The sequence below is a fragment of the Streptomyces sp. NPDC056486 genome (assembly GCF_042795295.1).
Classification (GTDB): domain Bacteria; phylum Actinomycetota; class Actinomycetes; order Streptomycetales; family Streptomycetaceae; genus Streptomyces.
This window is the reverse complement of the sequence record NZ_JBHTSF010000047.1, coordinates 1-14,905: the sequence shown is the minus strand read 5'-3', so window position 1 is coordinate 14,905 and position 14,905 is coordinate 1. Positions and strand designations below refer to the sequence as shown.

The window sequence follows — 14,905 nt, the reverse complement described above, 5'->3', positions numbered from 1 at the left end:
GGCAGCTGTTCTGGCCGACGACTGCTCTCAGGAAGCGGTCGGCTTTGCGAACTCGTTCAGGAACGCCTCACAGAACGCCTTCAGATCGTCGGGCTTACGGCTGGTGATCAGTGTGTTGGGCCCGTCGTGGCAGATCTTCACCTGCTCGTCCACCCAGGTGCCGCCGGCATTGCGGATGTCCGTGCGCAGGCTCGGGAACGAGGTGAGCCCCCGGCCCGAGACGACGTCCGCCTCGACGAGGACCCACGGGGCATGGCAGATCGCGGCGACCGGACGGCCGCTGTCGAAGAAGCCGCGCACGAAGGACACGGCCCCTTCGTCGAGGCGCAGGGCGTCCGGGTTGGCCACGCCGCCCGGCAGGACGAGTCCGTCGAAGGAGTCGGCCGACACCTCGCCGACGACCTCGTCCACGGGGAACGTGTCGGCCTTGTCGAGATGGTCGAAGGCCTGGATGCGGCCCGGCTCCGTCGACACGAGGACGGGCTCGCCGCCGGCGTCGGTCACCGCCTTCCAGGGGTCGGTGAGTTCGATCTGCTCGACGCCCTCCGGCGCCATCAGGAATGCGATACGCATGGTTGCTCACTCTCCTCGCGGGGCCCCGGACCGTTACGCCCGTGGCCCGTTCCTTGGTCGGTTCACCGGTTCCCTGGTCCCGGGAAGGTCAATCAAAGTGACTGTGGTGACTGACCTGTGGCCAGATGGGTACTCAGAGTCACATGCGAATGAGTGTGATGGATGTGGGCGCCAACGCGGTCCGGCTGGTCGTCGTGGACGCCGAGGGCGGTGTGCCCTTGCCGGTCCACACCGCCAAGTGGAAGGTGAGACTCTCCGAGGAGGTCGGGCCGAGCGGGGTGATCCCCGAGGAATCCGTGGGACAGCTCGTCACGGCGGTCACCGACGCCGCCAAGGCCGCCCGGCGGTGGGGGTCGGCCGAGCCGCTGGCCTTCGCGACGACGGTCGTACGCAGCGCGCCCAACCGTCTTGAGGTGCTGCGGACCATAGGCGAGGAGACCGGCGTACGGCTGTGCACGCTGCCGGGAGAGGTGGAGGCCGAGCTCACCTTCCTCGGGGCCCGCCGGTGGATGGGCTGGCGGGCCGGACCGCTCGCGCTCTTCGACATCGGCGGCGGCTCGCTCGAAGTGGCCTTCGGGCGCGGGCGGCTGCCGGACTATGTGGCTTCGCTGCCCCTCGGTGCACGGCGGCTGGGCCGGGAGTTCTTCGACGGCGAGGATCCGCCGACCGAGCAGAGCGTGAAGGAGCTGCGGCGCAAGGTGCGCCACCAGCTGCGGGACGTCGCCGCACGGATCCGCTGGGAGGGGCCGCGCACCGCTGTGGCGACGTCACGGACGTTCCAGCAGCTGGCGCGGCTCGGAGGTGCCGCCCCCGGCCGTCACGGACCGTTCATGGCCCGGCAGTTGAGCCGTGCGGACCTGCGCGAGTGCCGCGACCGGCTCGCCAAGCTGCCGGCGGCCGAGCGGGCCGGGCTGCCGGGAGTCTCGGCGCCACGGGCCGTGCAGAGCCTGGCCGGGGCGATCGTGGGGCACACGGCGATGAAGCTGACGGGCGTCAAGACGGTCACCATCTGCCCCTGGGCCATCCGCGAAGGCGTCCTGCTGCGGCATATGGAGGACGGCGGGGCGTGGTGGGCGGAGGCCAGTACGCGGGAAGAGATGGCAGGGCCCGTGGCACGGCCGGTGGCGCTGCGGATCGCGGCTCTGCAGAACTGAGTCGCGGCCCCGCGGAACTTTCGCGGCGCTGCGGAACTACATCGCGCCCCCGCGGAACTACCGCGACTCTGCGGAACTGAGGTGTGCGCGTGCGGAGCTGTCGGCCTTGCGGCGCAGCACCGCACGCTCCTCCGCGTTGGCCCCGCCCCAGACGCCGAACGCCTGACCGCTGTCGAGAGCCCAGGAGAGGCAGGGCCGGAGCACCGGGCACCGCAGGCAGATCCGCTTGGCCGCCAGTTCCTCGCGCAGCGCGGGTCCTGCCGCGCTGACGGGGAAGAACAACTCGGGGTCCTCTCGCGCGCAGAGCGCCCCGTTCACCCACTCCATCAACGCCTCCCATCTGGGGTGGAGTCCACCTCTGACCGATGCGGAACTGGGGCACGGGTGCCCCCGCCGCGCGGACGGAAACCGAAGAGCGCCGGGAGAGGGAAGGGGCCGGTGGTGCGCCGGGCTCATGCCTCGTCGGCTGCCCCGCAGGATCCCTCGTCGGCGCCAGGTGCCGCCGGTGACCAGTGGAGCTGGGCGACCGTCGCGGCCAGTTTCCGTCGGAACGGCTTCGAGATCTCCCCTCCCGTGACGGCGCCGACCAGTTCGTCGGCCACGACATGCAGCTTGGTGTTCGTGTTCTGGGAGACGGAGACCAGGACCTCCCATGCGTCCTCGGCGCTCAGGCCGAAGGAGGCCATCAGAACTCCACGCGCCATGTCGATGACGGGCCGCGTCTGCATGGCTCGCCGCAGCTGACCGAGTTCGACGCTCGGGTCCAGCTCGCATCGGGCGCGCGGGTCCTGCTCGACGTCGTTGTCCGGAGCGACCTCGCCGCCCGGAGCGACTTCGCTGTCCTGCGCGAGCTGCGCGGGAAGTGCGCGTTCTGTCATGGCGGCCACTCCGTAGGCGTCCGTGCGTCGTCACCTCACCCAGAGTCGGGCCGTCGAGGTTCACCCGTCAAGAGATACCGGAAATTTAGTTCGTCCTTTTGAATGCCTGAATCAAACACCCTATCTTGGTGTGATGGATGCAGTACCTGAACCACACAGCGGGTGGACGTTTCTCACCAACCACGCCCGTGTCCTTGCCGCGATCGCCGATGACCCCGCCACCCGCATCCGGGACATCGCCGCGCGCTGCCGACTCACCGAGCGTGCGGTACAGAAGATCGTTGCTGATCTGGAGGGGGGTGGATATCTCTCCCACACGCGTCAAGGCCGCTCCAATACGTATCGCATCGAAGCGGGAACCATCTTGCGTCACCCCGCCGAATCAGGTCTTGCCGTGGCGGAACTCCTCACGCTTCTGGCCAAGCACGACGCCGAAAACGGCGAAAGACCCCGGCAGTAGCACCCCGGCCGACGTGGGCGCGGTCATGGCCACGGCGCGCGCCGACCCTCGCGGATGCGGACGGCGCCCCCTCTGACCTGCGGCGCATCCGTTTCGCGCGCACCGGATGGCCGTGCCGGGTGCCGGTTAAGCTGGGGAGCATGGCCTACGAGATTCCGGTGACGCAAGCCCGAGCAGAGCTCGCCGATCTGATCAACCGCGTCGTCTACGGGGACGAGCGGGTGGTCGTCACCCGTCATGGCAAGCCACTTGTGGCCCTTGTCTCCGCCGCTGACCTGGAGCGACTCGAGCAGTTGCCCAAGACCGACGAGGAGCAGGTGGTCAGCTCCGTCTCGTCGTTGCGCTCGTCCTCCTCCCCGTCCTCCGGGGCGGGGGAGCGGCAGCGTTTCGGTATCGCCGCCGAACACCGGGGCCCCAACGCGACCTAGCCGTACGGCACGTGGGCGCGGGAAATGGCCGTACGCCCCCGTCCGCTACAGCGGAGGCGTACGGCCGTCTTGTGGGGTGCCGGGTCAGGCGACCGGCACCGCTTCCCTCTGTGCCGGTGTCTCGTCGCGCGCCGCAGCAGCGGGGCGGCGGCGCAGTGCGCCGAGCAGCACGGCCGTCAGGCCGAGCAGAACCCAGACCGCGAGGGTGAGGGCGGGGCCCGTGACGCGCGCGCCGTCGAAGAAGGAGACCGAGCGCAGCAGGGTGCCTCCGGCGCCCGGCGGCAGCAACTGGCCGATGAATCCGACCGGTTCGGGCAGCAGCTGTGGCGCGGACGTGACGCCGGAGAACGGGTTGCCGAGCAGCACCATCGCCATTGCGCCGACCCCGATGCCCGCTGGACCGAGGAGCGCGGCGCACCCGGCGACGGTCGCGGCCACCGCGAGAGTCGAGAGCCCCAACACCCCCGCTTCCGCCCACCAGTTGCCCGTGAGCACGCCAAGCCAGCTGTGCGTAAGGGCGGCGGCGACCGCGCCGACAAGGGCGGCGGCCAGGACGAGGGAGAACGCCGCGCGGATGCCGCGCAGGCCGAGCAGTGTCACGAACGCACCGGCCGCGACACCCGCGATCGCCAGCGGCAGGACGCTCGCGCCGAGGGCGGCCCCCCGCGGATCGGCGGCGGGCGCGGCCACCACATCGGTGGTGGTCACCTGGGTCCCCTCCGGGGCCTGAACGGTCACCGCCTGCTCCAGGAGCTGGGCGACCACCGGGCTCGCGGCCGTCGCGGTGAGCAGTTTCATTCCTTGCGGCGTGACGACGACCGCTCCGTACACCGCGCGGTCCTCGATGGCGTCGCGGGCCGCGGCCTCATCGGCGTACTCATGGATCTCGAACGCGCCCTTGTGCTGCCCCAGTTGGGTCTGGAGGGGAGCCGTCGCGGCGGCGGGCCCCGCGACGCCGAGCGGCAGGTCACGGGGAGCGGTCCTGGTGGCGGGCCAGGCGAAGGCCCACAGGGCGAGGGCCACGAGCGCGGAGACCAGGATGGCCACCGCCACCATGCGGCGGCCCTGCGGGGGCGGGGTGGCGACCGACGTGGACATGAGCTGAGCTCCTCCTGGAATCTGCGTGATCTGCGTGATCTGCGGGATCCGCGCGCCGACGACCTTCCACGACCTCCGGCCGAATTAAAGAGAAGGATCGTTCGTTTTACGGGATGCTCCGACTGTGCTTCCGGGCGCGACGCTTGTCAAGAAGGAATGTTCGTTTTATTTTTGGAGACATGGCCCGCGTATCCCAGGAGCACCTCGACGCACGCCGCCGCCAGATCCTCGACGGCGCCGCCCTCTGCTTCGCCCGCAATGGCTTCCATGCCACATCGATGCAGGACGTGCTCAAAGAGGTCGGCCTCTCGGCCGGAGCGGTCTACCGCTACTTCCGGGGCAAGGAGGAGCTGATCGGGGCGATCGTCGGCGAGGTCCTCGAGTGGATCCGGGCGACCTTCGAGGCTGCTGCCGAGGAGACCCCACCGCCGCCTCCGGACGTCCTTGTCGGCCGCGTGCTGACCCAGGTGCTCGGCCGGAAGCCGGGAGGCGAGCAGGGGGAGGCTTCGTACTTCCCGCGGCTGATCGTTCAGGTGTGGGCGGAGACCCTGCGCAACGAAGAGCTCGCCACCCTGATGAAGACGGGATACGCCAAGGTGCGGGTGGCCTGGGTGAAGATCGTCGAGGGGTATCAGGCGGCGGGCATGATGCGTGACGACATCCCGGCCGACCATGTCGCGCGGGTGATGGTCGCCGCGGCCCAGGGGTTCGCCGCGCAGCTCGCGCTGTTCGACGAGGTTCCGGTGGAGGCGCTGCAGGACGGCCTGCGCGGCCTGATGAGTATGGGTCAGCCCAGCTGATAGGTATGGGTCGGCCCAGCTGATGGTCATGAAGCGGTCAAGCGCTGGTTAACCTCGTTGAAACTCCTCCCAACTAGCCTGCAATGCCACGCCACCAGGGGTTTTCGTAACCGGGGTGCGCAAGATCAAGCGTACTTCCTGTGTGTTACATCTATATCCGTCGCGGTGGCCGCGGCAGCCGGACCCCGCACGGTCCGGAGCGAGGACTGTGAGGTGGGACGCGTGCAACTGACCCCGCACGAGCAGGAGAGACTGCTCATCCATGTGGCCGCGGACGTGGCCGAGAAGCGAAGGGCGCGGGGGCTGCAGCTCAACCACCCCGAGGCGATCGCTCTCATCACGTCCCACATTCTTGAAGGCGCCCGCGACGGCCGCACCGTCGCCGAACTCATGTCATCGGGGCGCAAGGTGCTCACCCGTGACGACGTCATGAGCGGCATCCCCGAGATGATCCACGACGTCCAGGTCGAGGCCACCTTCCCGGACGGCACCAAGCTCGTCACCGTCCACGATCCGATCGTCTGACGGGGGCCGGCCAGATGAGTCCAGCGCAGCCCGTGATCCCCGGCGAGATCCTCTTCGCCGACGAGCCCGTCGCCTACAACGTGGGCCGCGAGGTCACCCCCCTCACCGTCCTGAACGCAGCCGACCGCCCCGTCCAGGTCGGCTCCCATTACCACTTCGCCGAGGCCAACCCCGGTCTCGACTTCGACCGTGCCGCCGCGCACGGCAAGCGGCTCAACATCGCCGCCGGCACCGCCGTGCGCTTCGAGCCCGGAATCCCCGTCGACGTCGAACTCGTCCCCCTGGCCGGTCTGCGGATCGTGCCAGGGCTTCGCGGCGAGACCGGAGGTGCCCTCGATGCCTGAGCTGTCCCGCGCCGCGTACGCGGACCTGTTCGGCCCCACCACCGGCGACCGGATCCGGCTCGCCGACACCGACCTCCTCGTCGAGATCGAGGAGGACCGCTCCGGCGGCCCCGGACTCTCCGGCGACGAGTCGGTGTTCGGCGGCGGCAAGGTCATCCGCGAGTCGATGGGGCAGTCGCGCACGACGCGCGCCGAAGGAGCCCCCGACACCGTCATCACCGGCGCCGTGATCATCGATCACTGGGGCATCGTCAAGGCCGACATCGGCATACGTGACGGCCGGATCACCGGCATCGGCAAGTCCGGCAACCCGGACACGATGGACGGCGTACATCCCGATCTCGTCATCGGCCCCGAGACCGAAGTCCTCGCGGGCAACGGCAAGATCCTCACCGCGGGCGCCATCGACACCCACATCCACTTCATCTCGCCGACCATCGTCGACGAGGCGCTCGCCTCCGGGGTCACCACTCTCTTCGGCGGCGGCACCGGACCGGCCGAGGGCAGCAAGGCCACCACGATCACCCCCGGCTCGTGGCATCTGGCCCGGATGTTCGCGGCGATGGAGTCGAGCCCGGTCAACATCGGCTTCCTCGGCAAGGGCAACACGGTCTCCAGCGAGTCCATGCACGCTCAACTGCGGGCCGGGGCCGTCAGCTTCAAGATCCATGAGGACTGGGGCGCGACACCCGCCACCATCGACGCCTGCCTGAACGTCTGTGAGGACACCGGAGCCCAGCTCGCCGTCCACAGCGACACTCTCAATGAAGCGGGCTTCGTCGGCGACACGTTCGCCGCCGTCGCGGGCCGCACGCTGCACGCCTTCCACGTCGAGGGCGCGGGCGGCGGGCACGCCCCGGACATGATCACGGCGGTGTCCCTGCCGAACATGCTGCCGAGCTCCACCAACCCGACCCGACCGCACACCGTCAACACCATCGAGGAACACCTCGACATGCTGATGGTCTGTCATCACCTCAACGCGGCGGTCCCCGAGGACCTCGCCTTCGCCGAGTCGCGGATCCGGCCCACCACGATCGGGGCCGAGGACATCCTGCACGACCTCGGTGCCATCTCGATCATGTCGTCGGACTCGCAGGCCATGGGGCGTATCGGCGAGGTCGTCATGCGGACGTGGCAGACCGCGCACGTGATGAAGCGACGGCGTGGCTTCCTGCCGGGGGACTCGCGCGCGGACAACCGGCGTGCGCGTCGCTATGTCGCCAAGTACACGATCAACCCGGCGGTCGCGCAGGGCATCGACCACGAGCTCGGCTCGGTCGAGAGCGGCAAGCTCGCCGACCTGGTGCTGTGGGACCCGGTGTTCTTCGGCGTCAAGCCGCAGGTGGTCATCAAGGGCGGGCAGATCGCATACGCGCAGATGGGCGATGCCAATGCCTCCATCCCGACGCCGCAGCCGGTGCTTCCGCGGCCCATGTTCGGCGCTCACGGGAAGGCGCCGGGGCTTAACTCGGTCAACTTCGTGACTCAGTCAGCTCTGGACGACGGACTCCCGGAACGGCTCGGTCTGGCCAAGGAGTTCACCGCGATCCGCTCGACGCGCGGGCGCACGAAGGCGGACATGCGCGAGAACGACGCCCTACCGAGGGTCGAGGTCGCACCCGACAGCTTCGCCGTCACCATCGACGGGGAGCTCGTCGAGCCGTCGCCCGCCGCCGAACTGCCGCTCGCGCAGCGGTACTTCCTGTTCTGACGGGCGCCGTTATGTCCAGAGCCGCACTACTCGTGCTGGCCGACGGCCGGTTTCCCGCCGGAGGGCACGCTCACTCCGGCGGGGCCGAGGAAGCCGTCAAGGCGGGGCGCATCACCGGCGGAGCCGACCTGGAGGAGTTCTGCCGGGGGCGGCTGCACACGACGGGGCTCGTGTCGGCCTCACTGGCGGCGGCATCCGCGCTCGGGCTCGATCCGCTGGAGTTGGACGAGGCCGCCGATGCGCGGACGCCATCGGCCGCGCTGCGGGTCGCCGGGCGGCGGCTCGGCCGGCAGATGATGCGGGCCGCGCGGGCCGCGTGGCCCGATCCCTCGCTGGACCGGCTGGCCGCGGCCCGGCCCAAGGGGGCGCACCAGCCCATCGTTCTGGGGCTCGCCGCCCGGGCGGCGGGTCTTGAGGCGCAGGACGCCGCGTACTGCTCCGTGTACGAGTGTGTCAGCGGGCCCGCGACGGCGACCGTGCGGTTGCTGAGCCTCGACCCGTTCGACGCGACGGGTGTGCTTGCCCGCCTTGCGCCCGAGCTCGACCTGGTGGCTCGGGCTGCGGCGGAGGCGGCGCGGGAGGCGCTGGTCGACGGGGTCGACGCGCTGCCTGCGGCGTCCGCGCCGCTGCTTGAAGTCGGGGCGGAGGCGCACGCGGCCTGGCCTGCACGGTTGTTCGCCTCGTAGGGGCGGATCTCCCCGCACCCGCCCCTTCCCGAAGCTGGGGCTCCGCCCCAGACCCCGGTACTCAAACGCCGCCAGACCCCGGTCCTCAAACTCCCCCAAGCTCTTAAGGAGCAGGGGGGACCCCCACGACGGGCTGAAACCCGTGAACTGCTGAACATAGGAGCCGCACCATGCACCTCAATCACTCCCACGACGAGTCCGCCGCCGTGAGCGCCGACGCCCACCGCCCCGACGGGCGCCGCCGTGCGCTGCGGATCGGGCTCGGCGGGCCCGTCGGGTCCGGCAAGACCGCCACCGTCGCCGCGCTCTGCAAGGAGCTGCGGGACGAGCGTTCCCTCGCCGTCGTCACGAACGACATCTACACCCGCGAGGACGCCGAGTTCCTGCTGCGCGAGGCCGTGCTCCCGCCCGAGCGGATCACCGCCGTCGAGACCGGCGCCTGCCCGCACACCGCGATCCGTGACGACATCTCCGCCAACCTGGAGGCCGTGGAGGACCTGGAGGACGAGGTCGGGCCGCTGGACCTGATCCTCGTCGAGTCCGGCGGGGACAACCTCACCGCCACCTTCTCCAAGGGACTCGTCGACGCGCAGATCTTCGTGATCGATGTCGCGGGCGGCGACGACATCCCGCGCAAGGGCGGCCCCGGCGTCACCACCGCCGATCTGCTCGTCGTCAACAAGACCGACCTCGCCCCCTATGTCGGCTCCGACCTCGCCGGCATGGCCGCGGACGCCAAGGCCCAGCGCGCCGAACTGCCCGTGATCTTCCAGTCGCTGAGGTCCGACGTGGGCATCGGGCCCGTCGCCGCCTGGGTGCGTGCCCAGTACGCCGCCTGGACCGCGTCCGCATGACCGTGCACGCCGTCGCCGCATCCGGGGTGCGCGGCACCGCCCGCATCACCGCGCGAGGTGACGGGCGGGGCGGCACCGTCCTGCCCGTGCTCGACGGGCACGGGCCGATCGTCCCGCGCCGCACCCGGTCGGCCGGAGCCGGCGCCCATGTCACCCTCGTCGGAGCGATGAGCGGCCCCCTCGGGGGTGATCACCTCACCGTCGAGGCCGCCGCCCACGAAGGGGCCCGGCTGCGCATCGGCTCGGCCGCCGCCACGCTCGCCCTGCCGGGGCAGTCGAAGGAGCAGGCGCGGTACGACGTGCGGATCACGGTCGGTGACGATGCGGAACTGTGCTGGCTGCCGGAGCAGTTGATCTCCGTACGCGACAGCGATCTGCGGGTCACCACGCGGGCCGATCTTGCCGGGAGCGCGAGCCTCGTCCTGCGGGAGGAGCAGGTGCTCGGGCGGATCGGTGAAGACTCGGGACGTCTCACCAGCCGCCTCACCGTGCGCCGCGCCGGTCGGCTCCTCCTGGACCAGGAGCTCTCCTGCGGGCCCGGCGCGCCAGGGGGATGGGACGGCCCCGCCGTCCTGGCGGGCAATCGCGCCGTCGGGCAGCTCGTCGTCGTACGGCCGGAGTTCGAGCACAGCCGCCCCGGGCCCGCGCTGCTCGGCGACGCGGCCGCGCTCACCCCGCTCGCCGGACCCGCCGTGCTCGTCACCGCGGTCGCGCCCGATGCGCTGCGCGTACGGCGCACTCTCGACCAGGCGCTGCGCACACTCACCTGAACAGGGGCATAACCGCTCAGCGGGGTTCAGTGCACCGTCTATCGGATTGGTAAAGAAATACCCGCTCCGTCTGTCGCACTGAACGGGTTGAACGACAGGATCCTCCTACTGTTCGAAAATCGACAGGTAAATCGACAGGGGGAGGAACCAGTTGAGACGCACCACAGCATTCGGCGCAGCCGGCACGCTGATCACGGGCTCGCTCATAGCGGGCGCGATCATGGCGCCGGTCGCCAATGCCGATGCCCGTCAGGGCAGCGGCAGCGCTGATGCCCGCCAGCGGACCAGCTCCGAGGCGCGCGGTGTCGCGCTCGCCGCGCAGCGTGCCGCCAAGGCAGGCATCGACTGGCAGGCGTGCCCCGACGACTGGGGTCTGGACAAGGCGATCAAGTGCGGCTGGGTCACCGTCCCGCTCGACTACGCCAAGCCCAACGGCAAGAAGATCAAGCTTGCCGTCGACCGCATCGGCAACACCGGGACGAAGAAGGAGCGCCAGGGCGCTCTTCTCTACAACCCGGGCGGTCCCGGCGCCTCCGGTCTCCGCTTCCCCGCTCGCGTGGTCACCAAGGCCAAGCTCTGGGAGAAGACGGCGAAGGCGTACGACTTCGTGGGCTTCGAGCCGCGCGGTGTCGGTCACTCGGCGCCCATCTCCTGCGTCGACCCGCAGGAGTTCGTCAAGGCCCCCAAGCAGGACCCGGTGCCGGACTCCGAGGCGGACAAGCGCGCCCAGCGCAAGCTGGCCGCCGAGTACGCGGACGGCTGTGCCGAGCGCAGCGGCGACATGCTGCCGCACATGACGACGCCGAACACCGCACGTGACCTGGACGTCATCCGGGCCGCGCTCGGTGAGAAGAAGCTGAACTTCCTCGGCGTCTCCTACGGCACCTACCTCGGCGCCGTCTACGGGACGCTCTTCCCGTCGCACGTGCGCCGTATGGTCGTCGACTCGGTGGTCAACCCGTCGAAGAAGAAGATCTGGTACGAGGCCAACCTCGACCAGGACGTCGCCTTCGAGATCCGTCTCAAGGACTGGATGAAGTGGGTCGCCAAGTACGACGCCACCTTCCACCTCGGGAACACCGCCGAGAAGGTCAGCAAGAACTGGGACAAGCTGCGTGCCGCCGCGAAGAAGGAGCCCCTGGGCGGAGTGGTCGGCCCCGCCGAGCTCATCGCCTATTTCCAGAGCGCTCCGTACTACGACTCCGCCTGGGTGGAGATCGCGACGAACTTCAGCAAGTACGTCGCCGGTGACGCCAAGCCGCTGATCGAGGCAGCAAGCCCCGACCTGTCGGACACCGCGGGCAACATCGCCTCGGAGAACGGCAACGCCGTCTACACGGCCGTCGAGTGCGCGGACGCCAAGTGGCCCACCAGCTGGAAGAAGTGGGACCGCGACAACACCCGCATCCACCGTGACAACCCGTTCATGACGTGGTCGAACGCCTGGATGAACCTGCCCTGCGCGACCTGGAAGAGCAAGCAGCACGAGCCGGTCGAGGTCAAGACCGGCAAGGGCCTGCCGCCCGTCCTCATCGCGCAGTCGACCCGTGACGCCGCAACGCCGTACGAGGGCGCTGTCGAGCTGCACAAGCGGTTCAAGGGCTCGCGTCTGATCACGGAGAAGGACGCCGGTTCGCACGGCATCACGAACCTGGTCAACCCGTGCCTCAACGACCGTGTCGAGGCCTACCTGCTCACCGGCAAGCTGGACAGCAAGGACGTGACGTGCACCCCGCACGCCACGCCCAAGCCGTGACAGCCTGCCGCTAGGCATCTCAGCAAGGGGCGACCGGGATCCTCCGGTCGCCCCTTCGCTCTGCCGTCACCTGCGCGAGACCGTACGTCAATGCGTCAACTCAGCGGCATCCGGGGGAATTTCCGCCTGCTCGCCGCGGCGTCCCGCTCGGCCTCCTCCGCCTTCACGACCGCGGCGTACTTGTCGACGTACTCCTGTCCGGAGAGCCCGAGGATGGCGTACATGATCTCGTCCGTGACCGCGCGCAGGACCGCCTTCTCGTTCTCCATGCCCGCATAGCGCGAGAAGTCCAACGGAGCGCCGAAGCGGACGGACACCCGCTGGAAGTTCGGCACCTTCTGGCCCGGCGGCTGCGCCTCGAACGTGCCGATCATCGCGCACGGGATCACCGGCACCTGGGCCTTGAGCGCCATCGCGGCGACGCCGACCTTCCCCTTGTAGAGGCGCCCGTCGTGCGAGCGGGTGCCCTCCGGATAGATGCCGAGCAGCTCCCCCTTGCGCAGCACGCCGAGGCCCTCGCGGATCGCGGCCTGGCCCGCCTCCTTGCCGGAACGGTCCACCGGGATCTGCCCGGCGCTGTGGAAGAACGCGGCCGTGAGGCGGCCTCTGAGGCCGGGCCCCGTGAAGTACTCGGCCTTCGCGAGGAAGGTGATCCGCCGCTTGATGATGGCGGGCATCAGGAAGTGGTCCGAGAACGAGAGGTGGTTGCCCGCCACGATCGCCGCGCCGGAATCCGGTATGTGCTCGAGCCCCTCGATGCGCGGCCGGAACATGAGCCGCAGCAGCGGCCCCAGGACGACGTACTTGAGCAGGTAGTAGAACACCTGTTGCTCCTTGACGTAGGTGGACCGGCCTGGGTGCTGCGTCGTCGCAGGTCACGGGTCCTCGCGCAGCGGTCAGTTTAGGTGCGCCGTCCCGACGGGAGAAGGGAGCGACGAAGCCGGTGGCCTGGACCCTTCGACTGACAGGAGCCCCATCCGGACCTCGTACCGGACTCATACGGGTGACCGCACGGCGTGTCGGCTCGGTGAGCGGCGGCAGCGGGGGTGGCCTGGCCTCTCTCCGACGCAGCACGTCACCGTCCCAGGAGGTCCCCATGAGGTCCCGTCCCACGTCCCGCCTGAACCCGGCCCTGGCCACCGCCGCCGCGCTGATCTCCCTCGCCGCCGCCGCGCCCGCCCACGCGGCCGATGACGCGGCCCCCGCCCGGTCGAGCGGCGTCTTCCTCACCGTCACCGGGGACGACAACGCCTGGGTGCGCGGGGTGCTGCTCGACTGCGTGACCCAGCAGCCCGGCCACCATCCGCATGTGGCCGAGGCCTGCGCGGCGATCGACGCGGCGGGCGGCGACTTCGACGCGCTGCCGGCGAAGAAGGGAATCTGCACCAAGCAGTACGCCCCGGTCACCGTGAGCGCGACGGGGACCCACCGCGGCAGGCCGGTCAGCTGGCAGAAGACGTACGGCAACGCCTGCGAGATGGGGTTCTCGACAGGCGCCGTCTTCCGTTTCTGACGCTCTTCCGTTTCCGACCGCTTCCGGGCGGGCGTCGTCGCGCCCCGCGCCTTTCCTCGCTGCCGCGCGGCGCCCCTCAGGGGGTGCTGCGCGAGAGCACCATCGCCAGCGTGAGCATCCCGATGACGACCCAGCCGAACCACAGCCAGCCGTTGCTTCCGAGCGCGACCGTGTACGCGGTCACCGCGACCAAGCCTCCGATGGTGAACACACCCATCGTCTTCGTAGAATCAGGCATCGCCCTGCCTCCTCCCGGCAGCCCCGACGCCTCGACGCCAAGACCGCGGCCTAAGGCCATCCTGACCCGCGAATACCCTTTGCCGCTAGCGCCCGCGCGCGGCCAGTGAGGCGAGATAGGCGTTGTACGCCTCCAGCTCCTTGTCCCCGTCACGGTCAGCTGCCCGGTCCGTACGCCGTGCCTGGCGCTGATCGGAGCGGTACCACTGGAAGAGCAGCGCGAGCAGCACGAGCACCGAAGGCACCTCGCTGAACGCCCACGCGATGCCGCCCGCGGCGGTCTGATCGGCGAGCGCGTCGATGCCCAGTGAGGCGGGCGGGTTCTTGTAGGTGCCGACCATCGGCTCGGACGCCATCATCAGCGCGATGCCGAAGAACGCGTGGAAGGGCATGCCCGCGAACAGTTCCAGCATCCGCATGATGTAGCCGGGCCGGTGCGGGCCGGGGTCGACGCCCATGATCGGCCAGAAGAAGACCAGGCCGACCGCGAGGAAGTGCACCATCATCCCGATGTGGCCGACCTTGGACCCCATCAGGGTGTCGAAGATCGGGGTGAAGTACAGCGCGTACAGGCTCGCGATGAACAGCGGGATGGTGAACGCGGGGTGCGTGATGATCTTCATGTAGCGGCTGTGCAGGATCCACAGCAGCCACTCGCGCGGGCCCTTGTGCCCGCGGCGGGCCGCGACGGGCAGCGCGCGCAGGGCGAGGGTGATCGGGGCGCCCATCAGGAGCAGGATCGGCGAGAGCATGCTGATGATCATGTGCTGCACCATGTGCACGCTGAACATGACCATGCCGTAGTCGTTCAGCTTGGTGCACATCACGAGCAGGATGGTCAGCACGCCCACCACGAAGGAAAGGGTGCGGCCGACCGGCCACTTGTCACCGCGTCGCACGAGCCGCACCACGCCCCAGGCGTAGAGGGCCAGGGCCACCAGGCAGCTGATGAGGAAGAAGGGGTCGGCCGAGAGTTCGAGCCCGCGCCCCAGCGTGAACGGCGGCAGATCCATGTTCATGCCGTGCCCGCTGTGATCCATCCGCTGGCTCCTGATTCGTGCGGTTGTGCGCTGTGTGTCCGCACCAGACTAGAACGGCCCCCGGACGCGGATGCG

The 14,905-nt window shown here is 69.7% G+C and carries 19 protein-coding genes; 12 read left to right on the top strand and 7 right to left on the bottom strand.

Annotation, left to right across the window (positions count from 1 at the left end):
- Positions 1-27 precede the first annotated feature (27 nt).
- The gene (locus tag ACFQ7F_RS20200) at positions 28-573 is read right to left on the bottom strand and encodes a type 1 glutamine amidotransferase domain-containing protein (protein ID WP_383272200.1); all 546 of its coding nucleotides are present in this window, start codon (positions 571-573) and stop codon (positions 28-30) included.
- Positions 574-716: 143 nt separating this feature from the next.
- Here ACFQ7F_RS20200 and ACFQ7F_RS20195 point away from each other — a divergent pair, with 143 nt between their 5' ends.
- A complete protein-coding gene (locus ACFQ7F_RS20195; RefSeq protein ID WP_383272198.1) occupies positions 717-1,727 on the top strand; it encodes a Ppx/GppA family phosphatase in 1,011 nt (336 codons plus the stop codon).
- Positions 1,728-1,784: 57 nt separating this feature from the next.
- Here the strand turns inward: ACFQ7F_RS20195 and ACFQ7F_RS20190 are convergent, their stop codons facing one another.
- A complete protein-coding gene (locus tag ACFQ7F_RS20190; RefSeq protein WP_383272196.1) occupies positions 1,785-2,054 on the bottom strand; it encodes a WhiB family transcriptional regulator in 270 nt (89 codons plus the stop codon).
- 125 nt (positions 2,055-2,179) lie between these two features.
- A complete protein-coding gene (locus tag ACFQ7F_RS20185) occupies positions 2,180-2,605 on the bottom strand; it encodes an ANTAR domain-containing protein (RefSeq protein ID WP_383272194.1) in 426 nt (141 codons plus the stop codon).
- A gap of 133 nt (positions 2,606-2,738) precedes the next feature.
- Between ACFQ7F_RS20185 and ACFQ7F_RS20180 the strand changes: the two genes are divergently transcribed.
- Positions 2,739-3,065: a MarR family transcriptional regulator gene (locus ACFQ7F_RS20180; protein WP_383272192.1), complete on the top strand. Its 327-nt coding sequence runs from the start codon at positions 2,739-2,741 to the stop codon at positions 3,063-3,065.
- Positions 3,066-3,205: 140 nt separating this feature from the next.
- Positions 3,206-3,493: a type II toxin-antitoxin system Phd/YefM family antitoxin gene (locus ACFQ7F_RS20175; RefSeq protein WP_383272190.1), complete on the top strand. Its 288-nt coding sequence runs from the start codon at positions 3,206-3,208 to the stop codon at positions 3,491-3,493.
- An 84-nt stretch (positions 3,494-3,577) separates the two neighbouring features.
- Here the strand turns inward: ACFQ7F_RS20175 and ACFQ7F_RS20170 are convergent, their stop codons facing one another.
- On the bottom strand, positions 3,578-4,591 hold the full coding sequence (locus ACFQ7F_RS20170; protein WP_383272188.1) for an ABC transporter permease: 1,014 nt from the start codon (positions 4,589-4,591) through the stop codon (positions 3,578-3,580).
- A 179-nt stretch (positions 4,592-4,770) separates the two neighbouring features.
- Between ACFQ7F_RS20170 and ACFQ7F_RS20165 the strand changes: the two genes are divergently transcribed.
- The 8 genes from ACFQ7F_RS20165 to ACFQ7F_RS20130 all read left to right on the top strand — a co-directional run bounded on the left by ACFQ7F_RS20165 (position 4,771) and on the right by ACFQ7F_RS20130 (position 12,040).
- Positions 4,771-5,391 carry a TetR/AcrR family transcriptional regulator gene (locus tag ACFQ7F_RS20165; RefSeq protein WP_383272186.1) on the top strand — a complete coding sequence of 207 codons (621 nt, stop codon included), beginning with the start codon at positions 4,771-4,773 and terminating at the stop codon, positions 5,389-5,391.
- A gap of 222 nt (positions 5,392-5,613) precedes the next feature.
- Positions 5,614-5,916: an urease subunit gamma gene (locus tag ACFQ7F_RS20160; RefSeq protein ID WP_361184827.1), complete on the top strand. Its 303-nt coding sequence runs from the start codon at positions 5,614-5,616 to the stop codon at positions 5,914-5,916.
- Positions 5,917-5,948: 32 nt separating this feature from the next.
- Entirely contained in the window at positions 5,949-6,260 is a 312-nt protein-coding gene (locus ACFQ7F_RS20155; protein WP_383272301.1) for an urease subunit beta, read from the top strand.
- Positions 6,253-7,974 (top strand): urease subunit alpha, encoded by a 1,722-nt coding sequence (locus ACFQ7F_RS20150; RefSeq protein WP_383272184.1) that lies wholly within the window; start codon positions 6,253-6,255, stop codon positions 7,972-7,974. Before ACFQ7F_RS20155 ends, ACFQ7F_RS20150 begins: the two co-directional genes overlap by 8 nt.
- A gap of 11 nt (positions 7,975-7,985) precedes the next feature.
- A complete protein-coding gene (locus ACFQ7F_RS20145) occupies positions 7,986-8,660 on the top strand; it encodes an urease accessory protein UreF (RefSeq protein WP_383272182.1) in 675 nt (224 codons plus the stop codon).
- A gap of 170 nt (positions 8,661-8,830) precedes the next feature.
- Positions 8,831-9,514, top strand: a complete 684-nt coding sequence (gene ureG, locus ACFQ7F_RS20140; protein WP_383272180.1) for an urease accessory protein UreG — start codon at positions 8,831-8,833, stop codon at positions 9,512-9,514.
- A complete protein-coding gene (locus tag ACFQ7F_RS20135) occupies positions 9,511-10,284 on the top strand; it encodes an urease accessory protein UreD (RefSeq protein ID WP_383272177.1) in 774 nt (257 codons plus the stop codon). The genes ureG and ACFQ7F_RS20135 overlap by 4 nt, the downstream gene beginning before the upstream one ends.
- 151 nt (positions 10,285-10,435) lie before the next feature.
- Complete coding sequence (locus ACFQ7F_RS20130; protein ID WP_383272176.1) at positions 10,436-12,040, top strand: alpha/beta hydrolase; 1,605 nt, start codon at positions 10,436-10,438, stop codon at positions 12,038-12,040.
- A 95-nt stretch (positions 12,041-12,135) separates the two neighbouring features.
- Here ACFQ7F_RS20130 and ACFQ7F_RS20125 read toward each other — a convergent pair whose 3' ends face one another.
- Positions 12,136-12,864 carry a lysophospholipid acyltransferase family protein gene (locus tag ACFQ7F_RS20125; protein ID WP_383272174.1) on the bottom strand — a complete coding sequence of 243 codons (729 nt, stop codon included), beginning with the start codon at positions 12,862-12,864 and terminating at the stop codon, positions 12,136-12,138.
- A 272-nt stretch (positions 12,865-13,136) separates the two neighbouring features.
- Here ACFQ7F_RS20125 and ACFQ7F_RS20120 point away from each other — a divergent pair, with 272 nt between their 5' ends.
- Positions 13,137-13,553, top strand: a complete 417-nt coding sequence (locus ACFQ7F_RS20120; RefSeq protein WP_383272172.1) for an SSI family serine proteinase inhibitor — start codon at positions 13,137-13,139, stop codon at positions 13,551-13,553.
- 76 nt (positions 13,554-13,629) lie between these two features.
- On the opposite strand, the gene ACFQ7F_RS20115 is transcribed toward ACFQ7F_RS20120, so the two are convergent.
- On the bottom strand, positions 13,630-13,791 hold the full coding sequence (locus ACFQ7F_RS20115) for a hypothetical protein (RefSeq protein WP_190078913.1): 162 nt from the start codon (positions 13,789-13,791) through the stop codon (positions 13,630-13,632).
- Between the two features lie 85 nt (positions 13,792-13,876).
- Complete coding sequence (locus ACFQ7F_RS20110; protein WP_383272169.1) at positions 13,877-14,830, bottom strand: cytochrome c oxidase assembly protein; 954 nt, start codon at positions 14,828-14,830, stop codon at positions 13,877-13,879.
- Positions 14,831-14,905: the final 75 nt, after the last annotated feature.

Bases quoted from the DNA above. Each gene is read 5' to 3' on its own strand.
- ACFQ7F_RS20200 (WP_383272200.1), bottom strand. From the start codon at position 573: ATGCGTATCGCATTCCTGATGGCGCCGGAGGGCGTCGAGCAGATCGAA.
- ACFQ7F_RS20195 (WP_383272198.1), top strand. From the start codon at position 717: ATGCGAATGAGTGTGATGGATGTGGGCGCCAACGCGGTCCGGCTGGTC.
- ACFQ7F_RS20190 (WP_383272196.1), bottom strand. From the start codon at position 2,054: ATGGAGTGGGTGAACGGGGCGCTCTGCGCGCGAGAGGACCCCGAGTTG.
- ACFQ7F_RS20185 (WP_383272194.1), bottom strand. From the start codon at position 2,605: ATGACAGAACGCGCACTTCCCGCGCAGCTCGCGCAGGACAGCGAAGTC.
- ACFQ7F_RS20180 (WP_383272192.1), top strand. From the start codon at position 2,739: ATGGATGCAGTACCTGAACCACACAGCGGGTGGACGTTTCTCACCAAC.
- ACFQ7F_RS20175 (WP_383272190.1), top strand. From the start codon at position 3,206: ATGGCCTACGAGATTCCGGTGACGCAAGCCCGAGCAGAGCTCGCCGAT.
- ACFQ7F_RS20170 (WP_383272188.1), bottom strand. From the start codon at position 4,591: ATGTCCACGTCGGTCGCCACCCCGCCCCCGCAGGGCCGCCGCATGGTG.
- ACFQ7F_RS20165 (WP_383272186.1), top strand. From the start codon at position 4,771: ATGGCCCGCGTATCCCAGGAGCACCTCGACGCACGCCGCCGCCAGATC.
- ACFQ7F_RS20150 (WP_383272184.1), top strand. From the start codon at position 6,253: ATGCCTGAGCTGTCCCGCGCCGCGTACGCGGACCTGTTCGGCCCCACC.
- ACFQ7F_RS20145 (WP_383272182.1), top strand. From the start codon at position 7,986: ATGTCCAGAGCCGCACTACTCGTGCTGGCCGACGGCCGGTTTCCCGCC.
- ureG (WP_383272180.1), top strand. From the start codon at position 8,831: ATGCACCTCAATCACTCCCACGACGAGTCCGCCGCCGTGAGCGCCGAC.
- ACFQ7F_RS20135 (WP_383272177.1), top strand. From the start codon at position 9,511: ATGACCGTGCACGCCGTCGCCGCATCCGGGGTGCGCGGCACCGCCCGC.
- ACFQ7F_RS20120 (WP_383272172.1), top strand. From the start codon at position 13,137: ATGAGGTCCCGTCCCACGTCCCGCCTGAACCCGGCCCTGGCCACCGCC.
- ACFQ7F_RS20115 (WP_190078913.1), bottom strand. From the start codon at position 13,791: ATGCCTGATTCTACGAAGACGATGGGTGTGTTCACCATCGGAGGCTTG.
- ACFQ7F_RS20110 (WP_383272169.1), bottom strand. From the start codon at position 14,830: ATGGATCACAGCGGGCACGGCATGAACATGGATCTGCCGCCGTTCACG.